This window comes from Flintibacter hominis, assembly GCF_014287965.1.
GTDB classification, from domain to species: domain Bacteria; phylum Bacillota; class Clostridia; order Oscillospirales; family Oscillospiraceae; genus Lawsonibacter; species Lawsonibacter aceti.
Genome location: NZ_JACOPO010000004.1, coordinates 205162 through 224054 on the forward strand (window position 1 = coordinate 205162; position 18893 = coordinate 224054).

Below are 18893 nucleotides of genomic sequence, written 5' to 3' on the forward strand. Positions count from 1 at the left end.
ATGGGTGGCCTTAGGCCGCCTCACGTTTATTTCAGTACAATCTCGCAGTCGGGTTCTACTTTTCTGCACACCTTGACCGCCTCCTTGACGATCTGATCAAAACGGGCATCGTCCCCCTCTATGGTCATTTTCTGGGTCATAAAGCTGACAGAGGCGGAGGTAACGCCGTCAATCTTCTTGATGGCCTCCTCCATCTTAGCGGCACAGTTGGCACAGTCCAGGTCAATCATCTTATACGTCTTTTTCATTGTATACTCTCCTTTTCTCGATCCATTGGATCGCGGCATACAGGTTACTCCTCGATATGCTCCATTCCCTGGCTTAAGATGCGGACTACATGTTCGTCCGCCAGGGAATAATAAACTGTCTTGCCCTCCCGGCGGAATTTGACCAGCTTGCTGCTCTTCAGCACCCGGAGCTGGTGGGACACGGCGCTCTGGGTGACCTCCATGAGCTTGGCGATATCACAGACGCACAGCTCTCCCTCCAGCAAGGCGTACAGGATCTTGATTCGGGTGCTGTCCCCAAATATTTTGAACAGCTCCGCCAAGTCATACAGCTCCTCATCCGGGGGGAGCAGGGCGCGCACCTGGTCCACCGCGTCCACATGGACCCGGTCCTCCTGGCAGCAGGGGATAACTTCACGCTCCATTCTCTCATCTCCTCTCAATATATGAACATTTATTCATATGTTGATATTATAATAGCGTACCGCTCCTCTTTTGTCAAGAGGCCGGGGGAAATTTCATTTCCTGTCTTTCCAACAAAAATCTTGCTGTTCAGACAAAAACAAAATATAATGGATCTGTTAAATATTTTTTCTCTACCAGGGAACTTTTTTCTTCCGCCCTCGTCAAACTAGTCGTAATCCCCATCAGGGGAACCCCATACCATCCCCAAGAAAAGGAGATCAATACCATGAAACGACGTGTATTCGCTCTGACTTTGGCGCTGTCCATGGTCCTGCTGGCCGCCTGTGGTCCCAAGGGGGAGGATAACTCCTCCGGCAATCAGTCCTCTTCTACTGGCAGCAATTCTGACATGAGCACTATGGCCCCGGACGGCTCCACCTCCATCCCCGACAGCTCCGCTCCGGATGCCTCTCAGCCGGACGGCAGCCAGCCGGACGGTTCTGGGAGCACCTCCTCTGATAGCTCCCAGCCCCCTGTGGACGAGCCCCAGGCACAGGCCTCCCTGTCCCTAAACCGCAGCGACTTTACCCTGTTCAAGGCGGGAGCCACCTTCCAAATGAAGGCCAAGGCTGATCCCGCCGGCGGTGTTCTGGCCTGGAAATCCAGCGATGAGTCTGTGGCCACTGTGTCTGACAAGGGCCTGGTCACCGCTGTGGCCGTTGGAAACGCCACTATCACTGTTACCGACAGCGAAACGGGCCTGACCGCCTCCTGCATCGTCCGGTGCAACTGGGAGGAACAGAAGCCCGAGGAGGGTGGCCCCGCAGATGGCAGCGATTCCTCCAGCGGCAGCTCCTCCGGCGATACTTCCACCCCTGCCGGCAACGTGGACCTATCCGCCTTTGCTAGCGATATCATGGGCCAGTATGAGTTTGGTATGCTCCAACTCTTAGACGCCGATCTGATGGAACAGCTCTATCCTGGCATGGGCGCGGTAAGCGCGGAACAAAAATTGATCTATGGCACACTGATGACCATGAACAACGGCGAGTTCGGCCTGGTCCAGGTGAAGGACAGTAAGGACGTGGATACTGTGAAGTCCATCTTCCAGACCCGGATCGACGGTATGATCAACGGAGGAGCCTGGTATCCCGAACCCACCCGGATCTGGACCGAAAACTCCCGTGTTGTCAGCAACGGCAACTATGTCATGATGGTCGTCCATGAGAACTGCGACGCCATCGTAGACGCCTTCAACGCCCTGTTCTGATTCGAAGCAAAAGTCCCTATCCCCAGTGTTATGATCCATATGATCCCACGGCGGACGACAAGTCGTCCGCCGTTCCTTTAAGGAGTGTTGCTCATGGTCTTTTCCACCCCTACCTTTTTATTTTATTTTCTGGCGCTCACTCTGCTGATCTACTACTTGGTGCCCCGAAAGTTCCGGAACGTAGTAATCCTGTGCGCCTCTCTGTTTTTCTACTACTGGGGGGAGCGGGTCTATGTCGTCATCATGTTCCTGTCCACCGCCATCGACTACACCCACGGCCTGCTGGTGGAGCGGTGCAAAAAGCGGGACAACGACAGAGGCGCCCGGATGGCGGTGGCCTCCTCCATTGTATTCAACCTGGCCCTGCTGTTCTTCTTCAAGTACTGGGACTTTATCGCCGCCTCTCTCCAGTCGGTCGGGCTGAACTTCATGCCGGTGCTGGGTATCCACCTGCCTATCGGTATCTCCTTCTATACCTTCCAAACCATGAGCTACACCATCGATGTGTACCGGGGAGACGCCCGAGCGCAGCGATCCATCCTTAACTTTGGCACCTTCGTCACTCTGTTTCCCCAGCTCATCGCCGGTCCCATCATCAAGTATAAGGACCTGGGAGACCAGATCGATCAGCGGGACTGCACTGTGGACAAGTTTGCCTCTGGCGTCCAGATGTTTATGATCGGCCTTGGCAAAAAGCTGCTCATCGCCAACAACGTGGGGATGCTGTGGGACAGCTATAAGACCATGGCGCTGGCGGACCTGACCGTGGCGGGGGCTTGGCTGGGTGTGCTGGCCTTCACCTTCCAGATCTACTTTGACTTCTCTGGCTACTCCGACATGGCGGTAGGCCTGGGCCGGATGCTGGGCTTTGAGTTCCTGCCCAACTTCAACTACCCCTATATTTCCAAGAGTATCACCGAGTTCTGGCGGCGGTGGCACATCTCCCTGTCCACCTGGTTCCGGGAATACCTGTATATCCCCCTGGGGGGCAACCGCTGCTCCAAGGGCCGCTGGATGTTCAACCTGTTCGTCGTGTGGGCGGCCACCGGCATCTGGCACGGGGCCAGTTGGAACTATCTCATCTGGGGACTGTATTTCTTTGCCCTTCTGATGGTAGAAAAGTTTTTCCTGCTGGATGCGTTGAAAAAGGCCCCAGCCCTGGTGGGCCATGTCTATACCATGTTTTTTGTCCTTGTCAGCTGGGCTATCTTTGGCATCGAGGACGCCTCTCGGCTGGGCGGCTATCTGAAGGTGATGTTCGGTCTGGGGGGCGCTCCTCTGGCGGACGGCACTTTGGGCTACTATTTCATCAGCTATCTGCCCATCCTGGCGCTGGCGGCCCTCTCCTCCACCCCTCTGGGCGCAAAACTGTACCACAGGCTCCCTCAGCGGGCAGCGCAGGTAACAGGTGCCGCCGCCATCATAGCCGGCCTGTTGGTGTGCACCGCCTATCTGGTGGACGGCACCTACAATCCCTTCCTCTATTTCCGTTTCTAAGGAGGCGCAGACTATGTCAAACAAGTACAACAAGTTTATCACTGCCCTGTTCTGCACCTTCCTTGGCGGGATGCTGGTGGTCAGCACTCTCCTGCCGGACAAGGAGATGTCCGAGCTGGAGAACCGCTATCTCCAGAAGCCGCCCAAATTCAGCGTGGAAACAGTCACAGACGGCACCTTTATGGAACAGGCCGAGGACTATGTGGCCGACCATATCGCCGGCCGGGACTTCTGGGTGGCCGCCAAAGCCTGGTGTGAGCGTCTGTCCGGCAAGCGGGAGAACAACGGGGTCTATTTCGGTAAGCAGGACACCCTCCTGAACCGGGTGGATACCCCCGCCTGGGAGGATACCCCCGCTCAGGCGGGCGTTTCCGCCAAGCAGGGGCTTCTGACCCGCCTCGGCTTTGTGGACACGCTGGCAGGCAATGTGTCTGTCCCGGTGTACCTGGGCATCATCCCCTCCTCCTCTGCCATCTGGGCAGACCGCCTGCCCGCTGGTGCGCCCACAGCGGACGAGTTTTCCCTCATTGACCAGATGTATTTTCAGAGCGGGGCCTCTACCATCGACATGGCAGGCGCTCTGGCCGCCCACAGCGGCGAGGACATCTACTACCGCACCGACCACCACTGGACCAGCCTGGGGGCCTTCTACGGGGCCAACGCCATCTTTGAGGCTATGAGTCTGGATCCGCTGGATCTGGATGATTACCAGAAGACTACGGTCACTGACCAGTTCTTCGGCACTACCTTCTCCACCTCCGGAGTTCGCTGGGTGGCCCCTGACTCCATCGATACCTATGTGTCTGGCGAGGGGCTGAAGGTGACCTCCTGGTTCGGCTCTGAGCCCAGTGAAGGCAGTCTATATGTGGACAGCTTTTTAGAAGTGAAGGATAAATACTCCTACTTCCTGGGGGGGCGCCAGCCCCTGTGCGTCATCGAGAACCCACAGGTGGATGGCCCCAAGGTGCTGGTCATCCGGGATTCCTACTCCGACTCCCTGGCTCCCTTCCTGACGGAGCGATTTTCTGAGGTTCACCTCTTTGATCCCCGGAACAATCTGAGCAGCGTGAAGGACTATGTAGCAGACAACGGCATTGACTCGGTGCTTGTGCTCTACTCTTTCTCCAATTTTTCCACCGACCAGAATCTTTTTGTTCTGGGGCGGTGATTTCCGGGCCGGGACATTGGGACGTCCCGGCCTTGTTTTTTTCCACCCGCTCTGATAAGATAATCCCAACAGGAGGTGAGTGGCATGACAAACTGGGACAGCAGGGCGCTGGCGGTCGTCCAGCAGTTGAGGCGGTCCGGCCATCAGGCGGTGCTGGTGGGGGGCTGCGTCCGGGACAGCCTTCTGTCCATCCCGCCCCATGACTACGATGTGACCACCTCCGCCCTGCCTTGGGAGATACTGTCCTGCTGCGCCGGCTTTCCATGTCTGAATACCGGTCTGAAGCACGGCACGGTCACTGTCCTGTCCGGCGGCCTCTCTGTGGAGGTAACCACCTTCCGCCGGGAGGGGAGCTACTCCGACCACCGGCATCCGGACCAGGTGGAATTTACCAGCGACCTCACTGATGACCTGGCCCGCCGGGACTTCACGATCAACGCCATGGCCTGGGGTCCGGAGGGACTGATCGACCGGTTTGGCGGTCAAGAGGATTTGAACGCTCGGCTGATCCGCTGTGTAGGGGATCCGGACCGGCGAATGGAGGAGGACGCCCTGCGGCTCCTCCGGGGACTCCGGCTGGCCGGTCAGCTTCGTTTTACCATCCACCCGGACACCGCCGACGCCATCCACGGACACGCTTCCCAGCTGTCCATGGTGGCTTGGGAACGTATTTCCGCTGAATTTCTCCGGCTACTCTGCTCCCCCGGAGCGGAGCAGGTGTTGTTGGACTTCCCCGACGTAGTGACCCAAATTCTTCCGGAGCTGGGCCCTGCGGTGGGCTTTGACCAGCGTAATCCACACCACCGCTGGGACGTGTATACCCACAGCGTCAAGACGGCTGCCCTGGTCCCCCCCTCCCCCGCTCTCCGACTTGCCGCCCTTCTTCATGACGTGGGGAAGCCCGCCTCCTTTTTCCTGGATGAGCGGGGCATCGGGCATTTCTATGGCCACGACCGCCTGGGCGTACCGCTGGCCGAGCGGGCTATGGCCCGCCTTCGCCTGGACAACGCCACCCGGGAGCGGGCGGCCATCCTGATCTCCCGCCATCACCTGCCGGTGGAGCCTACCCGGCGGTGGGCCGGCCGGTGGCTGTCCAGGCTGGGAGAGGAGTGCTTCTTCCAATTGCTGGCTCTCAAAGGGGCGGACGCATCCGCCTGTGCCCCGCCGCTCAAGGCGGAGGAGTCCGCTCCGCTGGAGCGGGCGGAGGCGCTGGGGCGGCAGTTGTTGGAGGAAAATGCCTGTCTTTCCCTCCGGACTCTGGCGGTCAACGGGCACGACGCCCTGAAGGTCGGTCTGGCCGGTCCCCAAATCGGACAGGCTCTGCACGAGCTCCTGGACCATGTGGCCCAGGGAGAGCTGCCCAACGAGCGTTCCGCCCTTCTCTCCGCCCTGGAGAGGTATCTTTCCCCATAAAAAATCCGCCCACGCATCGGTATGGGCGGATTTTTTTATGGGTTTTTTATTAAACTCGTCTTATAACTTCTTACAAGTATTTATATAAGGGAAGAAAAAACCTGTATTTTCCATGGTCTTCCCGTTTCTGTGTGTATTTTCCCATATCCCCGCATAAGTTGGTTCTGTAAAGTTGAGTACCATTTTAGCAGCACAAATAATATTTCCGCCTTATTGTATTGACTGTGCGCTAAATTCAACTTCACAAGTTTGTTAAAAAGATTTTTGGAACACCTCTGTCAAGTAATTCTTGTTTTTGTGAACCAGTCAAGGGGATAATATATTTCTTTCCTCTGGGTTGATATTTATTATCCTCTATTTCAGCATATAAACTCCCTACAAAATCCAACCAATTACCAGAATAATATTTAGGTTCCATAACATTAAAAAAATCGTAACCACCTGCTGAATAAAAGACATTCAAAGCCTCTGCCAAATCACTATTTTCATCAAGTAAGTATTCATCTGGGAGTTTGAATGTTTCTTCATCCCATTCACAAAAATTATATCTTTCTTGCATATCTATTTCTTCCTACAACTTCAATTTATCGGTATCATAATTTTCTAAAAAGCAAAAAAGACCGAGGCAAATTTGGATGCCATGTTTTTTCTCATATCTGCCCATATCGTTTTATATCGCTATAGAAAATCTGGACACCAAAACATCAGAAAGCATTGCTTCCATAAGTGTCATAATGAGCAAAAAAGTCTGTATTTGCAGGGGTTTTTGCGGTTCGAGGTCTTTCGATAGCAGAAATTCAAATATTATTTTTTATACACACAATCAGCTTACCGCTCCTTGAAATAGTCCCTAGTGATCCGGGCCACCACTCCCGACAGGGCTAGAAGGCCCACCAGGTTTGGAATCGCCATCATGCCGTTCAGGGTATCGGCGATATCCCACATCAGTTTGCCGGAGCCGGTGGCTCCCACGATGCAGATTAAGGCGAATACAGCTTTGAAAAGAGCCTTGACCACCTTGCTGTCATGGGTCAGATAGCCCCAGCACTGCTCGCCGTAGTAACTCCAGCCCAAAATGGTGGAAAGGGCAAAAAAGAGCAGGCTGATTTGGATGACCACGCCCCCTATGGTACCAGGCAGGATCGTGTTGAAGGCGGCCACTGCGGCGGCGCCATTGGAGGTATAGCTGTCCAGGGCTGCCTCCCCCAGAGGCAGGCCGGACAGCAGCACGGTGAGGGAGGTAATGGTACAGATCACGATGGTATCCACAAACACCTCGAACACGCCCCACATGGCCTGCTCGGCAGGCTCGTCGGTGGAGGAGGCCGCATGGGCCATCGGGGCGGAGCCGAGGCCGGCCTCGTTGGAGAACACCCCACGGGCAAATCCCTGCTTCATGGCCGCCATGATGGCGTAGCCAAAGACGCCCCCTCCCACTGCCTCAAAGCTGAAGGCGCTGATGACAATGGATGCCAAAGCGGCGGGAACCTGGGTAATCCGCAGCAAAATAACAGCGATGCCGGCCAGGATATAGAAGCTGGCCATAAAGGGGACCAGATAGGAGGCCACCTGGCCGATGCGCTTGACGCCACCGATGATCACCACTCCCACAATAACTGCCAAAAGAATACCGGTAACCAGAGGATCAATTCCGAACAGTCCGTTCATGGCGCCGGCAATTTCACTGGACTGAGAGATGTTTCCGATCCCAAAAGAGGCGAAGCCCCCAAACAGGGCAAACAAAACAGCCAGGGGCTTCCACCCCCTGCCCAGCCCCTTTTCGATGTAATACATGGGGCCGCCCCGGTGGGCGCCGCCCTCATCTGTCTCCCGGTACTGGATGGATAGGGCGATCTCGGCATACTTGGTACACATTCCAAAAAAGGCGGACACCCACATCCAGAACACAGCGCCGGACCCGCCCACAAAGATGGCGCCAGTGACACCGGCGATGTTGCCCGTGCCCACTGTCCCGGCCAGGGCTGTGGTCACCGCCTGAAAAGGGGACAGGTTGCTGCCATGGTCTTTTTCCGACTTGCGGAACAGAGAGCCCACCGTGCTTTTCATGATATAGCCGAAGCGCCGCACCTGAATCCAGCCGGTGCGGCAGGTAAGGTAGATGCCGGTTCCCACCAGCAGAGCCAGCATGACGGGGCCCCATACAAAGCCATTCAAGGCGCTGTTGACTGATGTAAGCATCTCCAGCATTGTCGATCATCCCTCTCCCTCTTTTAGAAACATTATAAAGACAGTCCCGCAAAATTGCAAGAGAAGATATTTGAGCCATCATTTTTTCTTTCTTTTAGGCCCGATAGCAACTATTTTTCGCTTTAAAAAGGTAAGACTTGTGAAAAAACGAATTTTTCTCTTTTAAAAGTTGAAAAAAGAGCGGACCGAGGGAGCGTTATACACTCCCTCGGTCCGCTCTACTGTGCAGGTTTCCTGGTCATTTTAGACCAGCGCGTCCTCGCTCTGGCTTCCAGCGGCTGTTTCCAGCTCGATAGAGCCAACCTCGAAGGACAGGTCCTCCTCGTTTTCCATCTGGGTGGGTTCCTCCAGGGCATCGGCTACGATGGCCCCGCTCTGGTCAGAGACTAGGTTGCCCTCGTCGTCGATAACATCCTCCTTACGGTACTGGGCCAGGCCAGAGCCGGCGGGGATGAGCTTGCCGATGATGACGTTCTCCTTCAGCCCCTGCAGGTGGTCCACCTTGCCCTTGATCGCCGCTTCAGTGAGCACCTTGGTGGTCTCTTGGAAGGAGGCGGCGGACAGGAAGGACTCAGTAGCCAGAGATGCCTTGGTAATTCCCATGAGCAGGCGGGTGCAGGTGGGCAGGCGCAGATCCTCGCCCATCTCGTTCTTCTCCCCGGCGTCAATGCGGGCCTGGACCGCCTCCTCGGCATCCCGGAACTCGGTGATGTCCACGGTAGCGCCGGACAACAAATCGGAGTCCCCGGCATCCTCCACCCGGACCTTCCGCATCATCTGGCGGACAATAACCTCGATATGCTTATCATTGGTGTCCACGCCCTGCTGACGGTACACCTTCTGCACCTCGCGGATCAGGTAGTTGTGGCAGTCGGACAGGCCGCGGATACGCAGCACCTCATGGGGGGACAGGGCGCCCTCGGTAAGCTGGTAGCCCTTTTCCACCATGTCGCCCTCCTTCACCTTAATGCCAGCGGAGTAAGGCAGGGCGTAGGTCACCACCTCGCCGTCATCGGCGGTGATGGTCACGTTGCACATCACGTTGCGCTTGGTCTCCTCCATGGACACCACACCGCTGATTTCAGCCAGCTGGGCCATCTTCTTGGGCTTGCGGGCCTCGAACAGCTCCTCCACGCGGGGCAGACCCTGGGTGATATCACCGCCGGCCACACCGCCGGTGTGGAAGGTACGCATGGTCAGCTGGGTGCCGGGCTCACCGATGGACTGGGCGGCGATGATACCCACCGCCTCGCCAGCGCCCACAGGCTCACCAATGGCCAGGTTGATGCCGTAGCACTTGGCGCACACGCCGCTGCGGGCCCGGCAGGTAAGGACAGAGCGGATCTTCACTTCATGGATACCGTGTTTTTCCAGAGTCTTGGCGTCCTCGTTGAGAAGCATGGTATCTCGAGTGAAGAGCACCTCGCCAGTGGCGGGGTCCACGATGTCCTCCGCGGGATAGCGGCCGTGGACGCGCTCGGCAAAGGTCTCGATGACCTGGCCGTGCTCCTCGATCTCGCTGACCAGGATTCCGTCGGAGGTGCCGCAGTCCTCCTCCCGGATAATGACCTCCTGGGACACGTCCACCAGGCGGCGGGTCAGGTAGCCCGAGTCGGCGGTACGCAGAGCGGTATCGGCCATACCCTTCCGGGCGCCCCTGGAGGAGATGAAGTATTCCAATACAGACAGCCCCTCACGGAAGTTGGCCTTGATGGGGATCTCGATGGTACGGCCGGCGGTATCGGCCATCAGGCCGCGCATACCGGCCAGCTGACGGATCTGGGCCATAGAACCACGGGCGCCGGAGTCGGCCATCATCCAGATGGGGTTGTACCGGTCCATGGACTCCTGCAGGGCGGCGGTCACGTCGGCGGTGGTCTGTTCCCAGGCTTCCACAGACTTGCGGTACCGCTCCTCGTTTGTCAGCATACCCCGGCGGTACAGGCGGTCGATCTTGATGATCTCCTTCTCGGTCTCGGCAATCAGCTCGTACTTCTTGGCCGGGACCGTCATGTCGGCGATGGCCACGGTCAGGGAGCCCCGGGTGGAGTAATGGTAGCCCAAGTCTTTGATGGCGTCCAGCACTCCGGCGGACACGGTAAAGCCGTGCTTGGAGATACACTTGTCGATGATTTTGCCCAGTTGCTTTTTGCCCACCACGAAGTTGATCTCTGGGTCGAACATGGTCTCAGGGTCGTCGCGGTCCACAAAGCCCAAGTCCTGGGGGATGGCCTCGTTATAGATCAGGCGGCCCACCGTGGTCTCCACCAGCTTGTGGCGCATCTCACCATCTACTTCCCGGTACATACGGACCTTGATGGGAGAGTGAAGGGTGACTACCCCGGCGTCATAGGCCAGCATAGCCTCGTCCTTGTCGGCAAAACAGTGGCCAGTGCCAGCCTCGTCCCGGGTGAAGGTCAGGTAGTAGGCACCCAGGATCATATCCTGGGAGGGGATGGTAACCGGGCCGCCGTCCTGGGGACGGAGCAGGTTATTAGCAGACAGCATCAGCACCCGCGCCTCGGTCTGGGCCTCGGCAGACAGGGGGACGTGGACAGCCATCTGGTCGCCGTCGAAGTCGGCGTTGAAGGCGGTACACACCAGGGGGTGCAGCTTGATGGCCCGGCCTTCCACCAGAACAGGCTCAAATGCCTGGATGCCCAGGCGGTGCAGGGTGGGGGCGCGGTTGAGCATGACGGGGTGGTCTTTGATGACAAATTCCAGGGCGTCCCACACGGCAGCCTCGCCCTTCTCCACCATCTTCTTGGCCTGCTTGATGTTGTGGGCGGCGCCGTCGTCCACCAGCTTCTTCATAACGAAGGGGCGGAACAACTCAATGGCCATCTCTTTGGGCAGGCCGCACTGATATATCTTCAGGCTGGGGCCCACCACGATGACGGAACGGCCGGAGTAGTCCACACGCTTGCCCAGCAGGTTCTGACGGAAGCGTCCCTGCTTGCCCTTGAGCATGTCGGACAGGGATTTGAGGGCCCGGTTGTTGGCGCCGGTGACGGCCCGGCCCCGGCGGCCGTTGTCGATGAGGGCGTCCACAGCCTCCTGGAGCATCCGTTTCTCGTTGCGCACGATGATGTCCGGTGCGTTGAGCTGGATGAGCCGCTTCAGGCGGTTATTGCGGTTGATGACCCGGCGGTACAGATCATTCAGGTCAGAGGAGGCGTACCGCCCGCCGTCCAGGGGGACCATTGGCCGGATCTCCGGGGGAATCACAGGCAGTACATCGATAATCATCCACTCGGGCTTGTTGCCAGAGACGCGGAAGGCGTCTACCACCTCCAGACGCTTAACAATGCGGGCCTTCTTCTGACCGGAGGCGTCTTTCAGTTCGGCACGCAGCTGGGCAGACAGCTCCTCCAAATCAATCTGCTGGAGCAGCTTCTTGACAGCCTCGGCGCCCATACCGGCGTCAAAGTCGTCCTCGTACTTCTCCCGCATATCCCGATATTCCTTCTCGGACAGGATCTGGTTTTTGGAGAGGGGGGAGAAGCCGGGGTCGATGACAATATAGGCGGCAAAGTACAGAACCTTCTCCAGGATCCGGGGGCTGATATCCAGCAGCAATCCCATCCGGGAGGGGATTCCCTTAAAGTACCAGATATGGGACACGGGGGCGGCCAGCTCGATGTGGCCCATCCGCTCCCGGCGGACTTTGGCCTTGGTGATTTCCACGCCGCAGCGGTCGCACACCTTGCCCTTGTAGCGGATCTTCTTATACTTGCCGCAGTTGCACTCCCAGTCCTTGGTGGGGCCAAAGATCTTTTCACAGAACAGGCCGTCCTTCTCCGGCTTCAGAGTGCGGTAGTTGATGGTCTCAGGGCGCTTGACCTCGCCGTAGGACCACTCACGGATCTGTTCGGGGGAGGCGATCCCGATCTGGATGGCGTCAAATTCAGCGTAACTCATGTTTCAAATCTCCTCCCGTACTCAAAAGTCCTCGTCAGAGAACAGCCCGTCCTCCGAGCTCTCCTCATCGGTCACATCCAAGGTGAGGTCGTCGTCATCGCTCTCTCCCTTGAAGGTGAAGCCTCCAGCGGAGGCGAAGTCGGCGTCCTTCTCATAGCCGAAGTCATCGTCCCGGTCATAGAAATCGTCCCGGACGGGCTGGTAGTTGTCCTCGTCGTCATCCTTCAGCTCGATCTCCTGCCCTTGGTCGTCCAGTACCTTGATGTCCAGACACAGGGACTGGAGCTCTTTAATCAGTACCTTGAAGGACTCGGGCACGCCGGGCTTGGGCACATTCAGACCCTTGACGATGGCCTCGTAGGTCTTGACACGGCCGGTCACGTCGTCCGACTTGACCGTCAGGATCTCCTGCAGGGTGTAGGCGGCGCCGTAGGCCTCCAGAGCCCACACCTCCATCTCGCCAAACCGCTGGCCGCCGAACTGGGCCTTGCCGCCCAGAGGCTGCTGGGTGACCAGGGAGTAGGGGCCGGTGGCACGGGCGTGGATCTTGTCGTCCACCAGGTGGTGCAGCTTCAGGAAGTAGACATAGCCCACGGTGACCGGGTTGTCAAATCGCTGGCCGGTACGGCCGTCATACAGCCAGTTCTTGCCGTCCACCAGGCGAAGTTTGCCCGCCTTCTGCCACTCCCGGACCTGGGCGCTGTCGGCCATCTCCTCGGAAGACAGGGCACGCATCTCCTCCTCGCCCTCGCCGGCCAGATAGAGCTGCTTGCCGATAAGGGGCTCGTCATAGCCCACCTCACGGGCCAGGCCGGCCATTTTCAGGCACTCCTGAATATCGCTCTCGGTGGCGCCGTTGAAGATGGGGGTGGCCACCTTCCAGCCCAGGGTCTTGGCGGCGTATCCCAGATGGACCTCCAGCACCTGGCCGATGTTCATACGGGAGGGCACGCCCAAGGGATTCAGCACAATGTCCAGGGGGGTGCCGTCGGGCAGGAAGGGCATATCCTCCTGGGGCAGGATGCGGGACACCACGCCCTTGTTGCCGTGGCGGCCGGCCATCTTGTCACCCACGGAGATTTTCCGCTTCTGAGCAATATACACCCGGACGGTCTGGTTAACGCCAGGGGACATCTCGTCGCCGTTCTCACGGGTAAAGATCTTTACATCCACCACGATGCCGCTCTCGCCGTGGGGCACCTTCAGAGAGGTGTCGCGGACCTCACGGGCCTTCTCTCCAAAGATGGCCCGGAGCAGCTTCTCCTCAGCAGTGGCCTCCGCCTCGCCCTTGGGGGTGACCTTACCCACCAGGTAGTCGCCGGCATGGACTTCGGCGCCCACCCGGATGATGCCGTGCTCGTCCAGGTCCCGCAGAGCGTCCTCGCCCACGTTGGGGATATCACGGGTGATGGTCTCGGGACCCAGCTTGGTGTCCCGTGCCTCGGTCTCATACTCCTCGATGTGGATGGAGGTAAATACGTCGTCCTTCACCATCCGCTCGTTGAGCAGGATGGCGTCCTCGTAGTTGTAGCCCTCCCAGGTCATGAAGCCCATGAGGATATTCCGGCCCAGGGCGATTTCGCCGTGGTCGGTAGAGGGACCGTCGGCCAGCACGTCCTGGAAGTCTACCCGCTGTCCGGCGTCCACGATGGGCCGCTGGTTGATACAGGTGGTGTGGTTGGAGCGCAGGTACTTAGTTAGGCGGTACTCCTTGGTCTGGCCGTTGTCATAAGCCACGGTGATATACCGGGCGGACACCTTGGTGACCGTGCCGGGGCCTTCCGCCAGGATGGCCACTTCGGAGTCGATGCAGTTCTTGTGCTCCTGGCCGGTGGCCACGATGGGAGCCTCGGGCCGGAGCAGGGGGACGGCCTGGCGCTGCATGTTGGCGCCCATCAGCGCACGGTTGGCGTCGTCGTTCTGGAGGAAGGGGATCATGGCGGTAGCCACGGACACCATCATCTTGGGGGACACGTCCACATAGTCCACCTGGTGTTTATCCACAGAAATGGTCTCATTCCGGTGACGGCAGGTGATACGCTCGTTGACGAAGCAGCCGTTCTCGTCCACGGGCTCAGTGGCCTGGCCGATGGTGTACTCGTCCTCTACATCGGCGGTCATATAGGTGATTTCGTCGGTAACCCGGCCAGTCTCCTTATCCACCTTACGGTAGGGGGTCTCAATAAAGCCGAAACGGTTGATACGGGCGTAGGAGGCCAGATAGGAAATCAGGCCGATATTGGGACCTTCGGGGGTCTCGATGGGGCACAGGCGTCCGTAGTGGCTGTAATGGACATCACGGACATCGAAGGAGGCCCGGTCACGGGACAGGCCGCCGGGGCCCAGAGCGGACAGACGACGCTTGTGGGTCAGCTCGGCCAGGGGGTTGGTCTGGTCCATGAACTGGGACAGGGGGCTGGAGCCGAAGAACTCCTTGATGGCGGCGGTGACAGGGCGGATGTTAATCAGGCTCTGGGGGGTGACCACATCCAGGTCCTGGGTGGTCATCCGCTCCCGGATAACACGCTCCATACGGGAGAAGCCGATGCGGAACTGATTCTGAATCAGCTCGCCCACACAGCGCAGCCGGCGGTTACCCAGGTGGTCGATGTCATCCGGGGTGCCGGAGTTGTGGGCCAGACAGTTGAGGTAATTGATAGAGGCCATGATGTCAGGCACAGTGATGTGCTTGGGGATCAGGTCGTCCAGATGGCCGCGGATGGCGTCCTTCAGTTCCTCCCCCTGGAACTGGTCCAGCAGCTCGCACAGGGCGGGGAAATAGACCATCTCGCTGACGCCGACCTCTTGAGGGTCAAAGTCCACAAAGTCCTTCAGGTGGACCATGTTGTTAGAAAACACCTTGACCTGCTTACCGTCCACGTCGATGACAGCCTCGTTGACGCCCCGGTCGTCCAGGAAGTGGGCCCTCTCCCGTGTCAGGACCTCTCCCTCCTCGGCGATGATCTCGCCGGTGCGGGGATCGGCTACGGGCAGGGCCAGCTTCTGGCCGGACAGCCGGGACCACAGAGCCATCTTCTTGTTGAACTTATAGCGGCCCACAGCGGACAGATCATAGCGCCGGGGATCAAAGAAGGTGGCGTCCAGCAGGGTCCGGGCGGAGTCCACCGTGGGGGGCTCGCCAGGACGGAGCTTGCGGTAGATCTCCAGCAGGGCGTCCTCATAGGTCTTACAGGCATCCTTCTCCATCGTGGCCAGGATACGCTCGTCCTCGCCGAACATCTCGATGATTTCAGCGTCGGTCCGGGGCCCCAGGGCACGGATAAGGCAGGTGATGGGCAGCTTGCGGTTCTTATCGATGCGGACATAGAACAGGTCGGACAAATCGGTTTCATACTCCAGCCAGGCACCCCGGTAGGGGATTACGGTAGTGGTGTAGGTCAGGTTGTCCGCCTTGTCCGCGGTCCGGGTGTAATACATACCGGGAGAGCGGACGATCTGGGAGACGATGACCCGCTCGGCGCCATTGATGACGAAGGTGCCGGCCTGGGTCATGATGGGAAAGTCTCCCATAAAGATCTCCTGCTCGGCGATCTGCTCCGACACCCGGTCGTTCTTCTTCTGGGTGTTGCGCAGCTGGACCTTCACCTTGATGGGGGCGGCGTAGGTGGCGTCCCTGGCCTTGCACTCCTCCACGTCGTACTTGGGCTTCTCATCCATGGAGTAGTCCACAAAGGTCAGCTCCAGATTGCCGGCATAGTCGGTGATGGGGCCGACGTCCTTGAACACCTCCCGCAGGCCGGTGTCCAGGAACCACTGGTAGGAGGTCTTCTGCACCTCCAGCAGGTTAGGCATCTCCAGGATCTCCTGGTAGCGGGCAAAGCTCTTTCTCGGGGTCTTGCCGTACATTACGTCCTTGACCATGCTAAAAAATCAACTCGCTTTCTTCTGATTCCACGGTTGGTCCTTCCGTTTTTTCCTCTGGATGCAGGGAAAAACAGCCGTTTTCGCCGTCGATTTATACAAATCCGGCACTCCGCCGCTTTTCCGCACACCCGGGCGCGTTGCTATTTTGCTTGAAGTCACTCTTGTCTTTCTGTCCGCCCTGTGATAAACTAAAGACAGAGTATGGGAGATCATGCTCTTTCTTTGAGGGGACATAAAAGCATTTTATTGTACCATGGGGAAGGCGCTGTGTCAAGCGCCTTCCTTTTATTTTCCCAAAATTTCCTTGGTATAAAACCTTATCTGGAGACCTATCCGGACTTTGGACACAGCAGTTTTCAATCTACCACCCCCATGTGGAAGGAAGAAAGCCGGACGGGTGTTATCCCGTCCGGCCTTTCATAAAGGGGGGAGAAAATCTATTTATGATGGCAGCCGCCGCATTGGCCGCAGTCGCCGCCGCAGTGTCCGCCCTTCTTATGGCCCTTCCAGATAGAGCGGACTGCCAGGGCTGCCACGGCCACAAGGGCCGCGATCACGATGAGGTTTCCTATCATGGGCGGTATCATCGTCACGCCCTCCTTTCATAGCTTAGGATAGGAAAATGAATGCTCTCTTACTTCTTCGCAGTTTTCTTCGCCTCAGCGGCGGCCACGGAAGTCAGGTGGTGGATCTCGCCCTCAGGCTGATAACCCTTGCGAAACAGCAGGAAGAGGAGGAGAACCAGAGCAGCCGCCGCTACTACGGTCCACACGCTGAAGGAGGCCACACCGGCGATGAGCCCGCCGATCTGATAGACGATCATGGAGATGACGTAGGCAAAGCCGCACATATACCCGATGGCGCCCAGGGTCCACTTGGGGTTGTTCATCTCCCGCTTGATGGCGCCCATAGCGGCAAAGCAGGGAGCGCACAGCAGGTTGAAAATCATAAAGGAGTAGGCGGTGATGCCATTGAAGTCGCCAGCCACCATGGTCCAGATGGGGGAGGAGTCCTCCATCAGGTCGATCTCGCCGGCATAGTGGTACAGCACGCCGAAGGTGTTGACTACCTCCTCCTTGGCGATGAGTCCGGTAACTGTGGCAACCGTAGCCTTCCAGGCCCAGTCGCCGGCCCAGCCCAGGGGGTAGAAGATCCAGGCGACCGCATTGCCGATGACGGCCAGCAGGGAGTCGTTGTTGTCCTCCACAGCCTGGAACACGCCCTCCACAAAGCCGTAACCCTGGAGGAACCAGAGAACGATGGAGGAAAGCAGGATAACGGTGCCAGCCCGCTTGATGAAGGACCATCCCCGCTCCCAGGTGGCCCGCAGTACATTGCCGGCAGAGGGGGCATGGTAGGTGGGCAGCTCCATGACAAAGGGGGCGGGCTCACCAGCAAATGCCTTGAATTTCTTGAGCATGACGCCAGAGATGATGACAGCGGCGATACCAATAAAGTAGGCAGAGGTGGCTACCCAGGAGGAGTTTCCGAAGATAGCGCCGGCGAACAGGCCGATGATGGGCATCTTCGCGCCGCAGGGGATGAAGCCGGTGGTCATAACGGTCATCTTCCGGTCCCGGTCCTGCTCTATGGTTCGGGAAGCCATGATACCGGGGACGCCGCAGCCGGTAGCCACCAGCATGGGGATGAAGCTCTTGCCGGACAGACCAAAGCGGCGGAAAATCCGGTCCATGATGAAGGCGATACGAGCCATATAGCCCACATCCTCCAGAATGGCCAGCAGGAGGAACAGCACCAGCATCTGGGGCACAAAGCCGAGCACAGCACCCACACCGGCCACAATACCATCCTGGATCAGACCGTAGACCCAGGTGCCTTCCACTACGCCCAGGGCGCCCAGGATCGCGTCGAACCAGCCGGGCACGATCTCACCGAAAAGGGTGTCGTTGGCCCAGTCTGTACCGAAGGTGCCGATCCCGATGCCGCCGTCCACAATAGAGGTCCCCATGGCGATGGTGTAAATCAGATACATGATCACCGCGAAGATGGGCAGGGCCAGGATTCGGTTGGTCACGATCTGATCGATTCTGTCGGAGATGGAGAGGCTGCCCTTGGCCGCCTTTTTCTTTACCGCCCTGGACACGACACCGTTTATGTATGCATATCGCTGATTGGTAATGATGGACTCAGCATCGTCATCCAGTTCCTTCTCACAGTCAGCGATATGGGACTCCAGATGGGCCGCCAGCTCGCTGTCCAGTGCCAACTCCTCCAACACCTTCTCGTCCCGCTCGAAGACCTTGATGGCATACCAGCGCAAATACTGATCGGCCACCCTTCCCTCAATGGACTCCTCAATGTGGGCGATGGCGTGCTCCACGCTGCCGGTAAACACATGGGGCAGCTCTCCTACCCGGTGGGCTTTAGCCATCGAGACGGCCTGTTCGGCCGCCGCCATGCCGCCCTCCCCTTTCAGGGCAGACATCTCCACCACTAGGCAGCCCAGAGAGTCACCCAGCTTTTTCAGGTCGATCTGGTCCCCATTCTTACGGACCAGGTCGATCATGTTGACCGCCACCACTACGGGCAGGCCCAGTTCGATGAGCTGAGTCGTCAGGTACAGGTTGCGCTCGATATTCGTGCCGTCCACGATGTTCAGAATGGCGTCGGGTTGCTCCTTAACCAGATAATTTCTGGCCACTACCTCCTCCAGTGTATAGGGGGACAGGGAATAGATACCGGGCAGGTCCTGGATGATCACGTCCTTATAGCCCTTCAGCTTGCCTTCCTTCTTTTCTACCGTTACGCCGGGCCAGTTGCCCACATACTGGTTTGCGCCGGTCAAACTGTTGAACAAGGTGGTCTTGCCACAGTTGGGATTGCCGGCCAATGCGATCTTGATGTTCATTTCTCGCCTCTGCTCCTCTCGATTGTTAGT

General features: G+C 58.1%; 12 protein-coding genes. 4 read left to right on the forward strand and 8 right to left on the reverse strand.

All coding sequences use genetic code 11. The features are described from left to right. Positions 1 to 26 precede the first annotated feature (26 nt). Both H8S11_RS08040 and H8S11_RS08045 read right to left on the reverse strand, forming a co-directional pair. Positions 27 to 248 carry a cation transporter gene (locus H8S11_RS08040; protein WP_147570808.1) on the reverse strand — a complete coding sequence of 74 codons (222 nt, stop codon included), beginning with the start codon at positions 246 to 248 and terminating at the stop codon, positions 27 to 29. Between the two features lie 44 nt (positions 249 to 292). After that, complete coding sequence (locus H8S11_RS08045) at positions 293 to 652, reverse strand: ArsR/SmtB family transcription factor (protein WP_186852778.1); 360 nt, start codon at positions 650 to 652, stop codon at positions 293 to 295. Between the two features lie 266 nt (positions 653 to 918). On the opposite strand from H8S11_RS08045, the gene H8S11_RS08050 reads away from it, so the two are divergent. The 4 genes from H8S11_RS08050 to H8S11_RS08065 all read left to right on the forward strand — a co-directional run bounded on the left by H8S11_RS08050 (position 919) and on the right by H8S11_RS08065 (position 5980). Further along, positions 919 to 1902, forward strand: a complete 984-nt coding sequence (locus H8S11_RS08050) for an Ig-like domain-containing protein (RefSeq protein ID WP_186852779.1) — start codon at positions 919 to 921, stop codon at positions 1900 to 1902. 93 nt (positions 1903 to 1995) lie between these two features. After that, complete coding sequence (locus tag H8S11_RS08055) at positions 1996 to 3399, forward strand: MBOAT family O-acyltransferase (RefSeq protein ID WP_186852780.1); 1404 nt, start codon at positions 1996 to 1998, stop codon at positions 3397 to 3399. 13 nt (positions 3400 to 3412) lie between these two features. Continuing rightward, complete coding sequence (locus H8S11_RS08060; RefSeq protein ID WP_147570812.1) at positions 3413 to 4567, forward strand: DHHW family protein; 1155 nt, start codon at positions 3413 to 3415, stop codon at positions 4565 to 4567. 84 nt (positions 4568 to 4651) lie between these two features. Beyond that, positions 4652 to 5980, forward strand: a complete 1329-nt coding sequence (locus tag H8S11_RS08065) for a CCA tRNA nucleotidyltransferase (protein WP_186852781.1) — start codon at positions 4652 to 4654, stop codon at positions 5978 to 5980. 241 nt (positions 5981 to 6221) lie between these two features. On the opposite strand, the gene H8S11_RS08070 is transcribed toward H8S11_RS08065, so the two are convergent. The 6 genes from H8S11_RS08070 to feoB all read right to left on the reverse strand — a co-directional run bounded on the left by H8S11_RS08070 (position 6222) and on the right by feoB (position 18863). Continuing rightward, positions 6222 to 6539 carry a hypothetical protein gene (locus tag H8S11_RS08070; RefSeq protein ID WP_186852782.1) on the reverse strand — a complete coding sequence of 106 codons (318 nt, stop codon included), beginning with the start codon at positions 6537 to 6539 and terminating at the stop codon, positions 6222 to 6224. A gap of 269 nt (positions 6540 to 6808) precedes the next feature. Then, on the reverse strand, positions 6809 to 8188 hold the full coding sequence (locus tag H8S11_RS08075) for an alanine/glycine:cation symporter family protein (RefSeq protein ID WP_186852783.1): 1380 nt from the start codon (positions 8186 to 8188) through the stop codon (positions 6809 to 6811). Between the two features lie 243 nt (positions 8189 to 8431). After that, positions 8432 to 12109 carry a DNA-directed RNA polymerase subunit beta' gene (rpoC, locus tag H8S11_RS08080; protein WP_186852784.1) on the reverse strand — a complete coding sequence of 1226 codons (3678 nt, stop codon included), beginning with the start codon at positions 12107 to 12109 and terminating at the stop codon, positions 8432 to 8434. A 21-nt stretch (positions 12110 to 12130) separates the two neighbouring features. Then, positions 12131 to 15991 (reverse strand): DNA-directed RNA polymerase subunit beta, encoded by a 3861-nt coding sequence (gene rpoB / locus H8S11_RS08085; RefSeq protein ID WP_186852785.1) that lies wholly within the window; start codon positions 15989 to 15991, stop codon positions 12131 to 12133. Positions 15992 to 16431: 440 nt separating this feature from the next. Continuing rightward, entirely contained in the window at positions 16432 to 16581 is a 150-nt protein-coding gene (locus tag H8S11_RS08090; RefSeq protein ID WP_240286987.1) for a FeoB-associated Cys-rich membrane protein, read from the reverse strand. Positions 16582 to 16628: 47 nt separating this feature from the next. Next, positions 16629 to 18863 carry a ferrous iron transport protein B gene (gene feoB / locus H8S11_RS08095; RefSeq protein WP_186852786.1) on the reverse strand — a complete coding sequence of 745 codons (2235 nt, stop codon included), beginning with the start codon at positions 18861 to 18863 and terminating at the stop codon, positions 16629 to 16631. Between the last annotated feature and the right edge of the window lie 30 nt (positions 18864 to 18893).

Bases quoted from the DNA above. Each gene is read 5' to 3' on its own strand.
- H8S11_RS08040 (WP_147570808.1), bottom strand. From the start codon at position 248: ATGAAAAAGACGTATAAGATGATTGACCTGGACTGTGCCAACTGTGCC.
- H8S11_RS08045 (WP_186852778.1), bottom strand. From the start codon at position 652: ATGGAGCGTGAAGTTATCCCCTGCTGCCAGGAGGACCGGGTCCATGTG.
- H8S11_RS08050 (WP_186852779.1), top strand. From the start codon at position 919: ATGAAACGACGTGTATTCGCTCTGACTTTGGCGCTGTCCATGGTCCTG.
- H8S11_RS08055 (WP_186852780.1), top strand. From the start codon at position 1,996: ATGGTCTTTTCCACCCCTACCTTTTTATTTTATTTTCTGGCGCTCACT.
- H8S11_RS08060 (WP_147570812.1), top strand. From the start codon at position 3,413: ATGTCAAACAAGTACAACAAGTTTATCACTGCCCTGTTCTGCACCTTC.
- H8S11_RS08065 (WP_186852781.1), top strand. From the start codon at position 4,652: ATGACAAACTGGGACAGCAGGGCGCTGGCGGTCGTCCAGCAGTTGAGG.
- H8S11_RS08070 (WP_186852782.1), bottom strand. From the start codon at position 6,539: ATGCAAGAAAGATATAATTTTTGTGAATGGGATGAAGAAACATTCAAA.
- H8S11_RS08075 (WP_186852783.1), bottom strand. From the start codon at position 8,188: ATGCTGGAGATGCTTACATCAGTCAACAGCGCCTTGAATGGCTTTGTA.
- rpoC (WP_186852784.1), bottom strand. From the start codon at position 12,109: ATGAGTTACGCTGAATTTGACGCCATCCAGATCGGGATCGCCTCCCCC.
- rpoB (WP_186852785.1), bottom strand. From the start codon at position 15,991: ATGGTCAAGGACGTAATGTACGGCAAGACCCCGAGAAAGAGCTTTGCC.
- H8S11_RS08090 (WP_240286987.1), bottom strand. From the start codon at position 16,581: ATGATACCGCCCATGATAGGAAACCTCATCGTGATCGCGGCCCTTGTG.
- feoB (WP_186852786.1), bottom strand. From the start codon at position 18,863: ATGAACATCAAGATCGCATTGGCCGGCAATCCCAACTGTGGCAAGACC.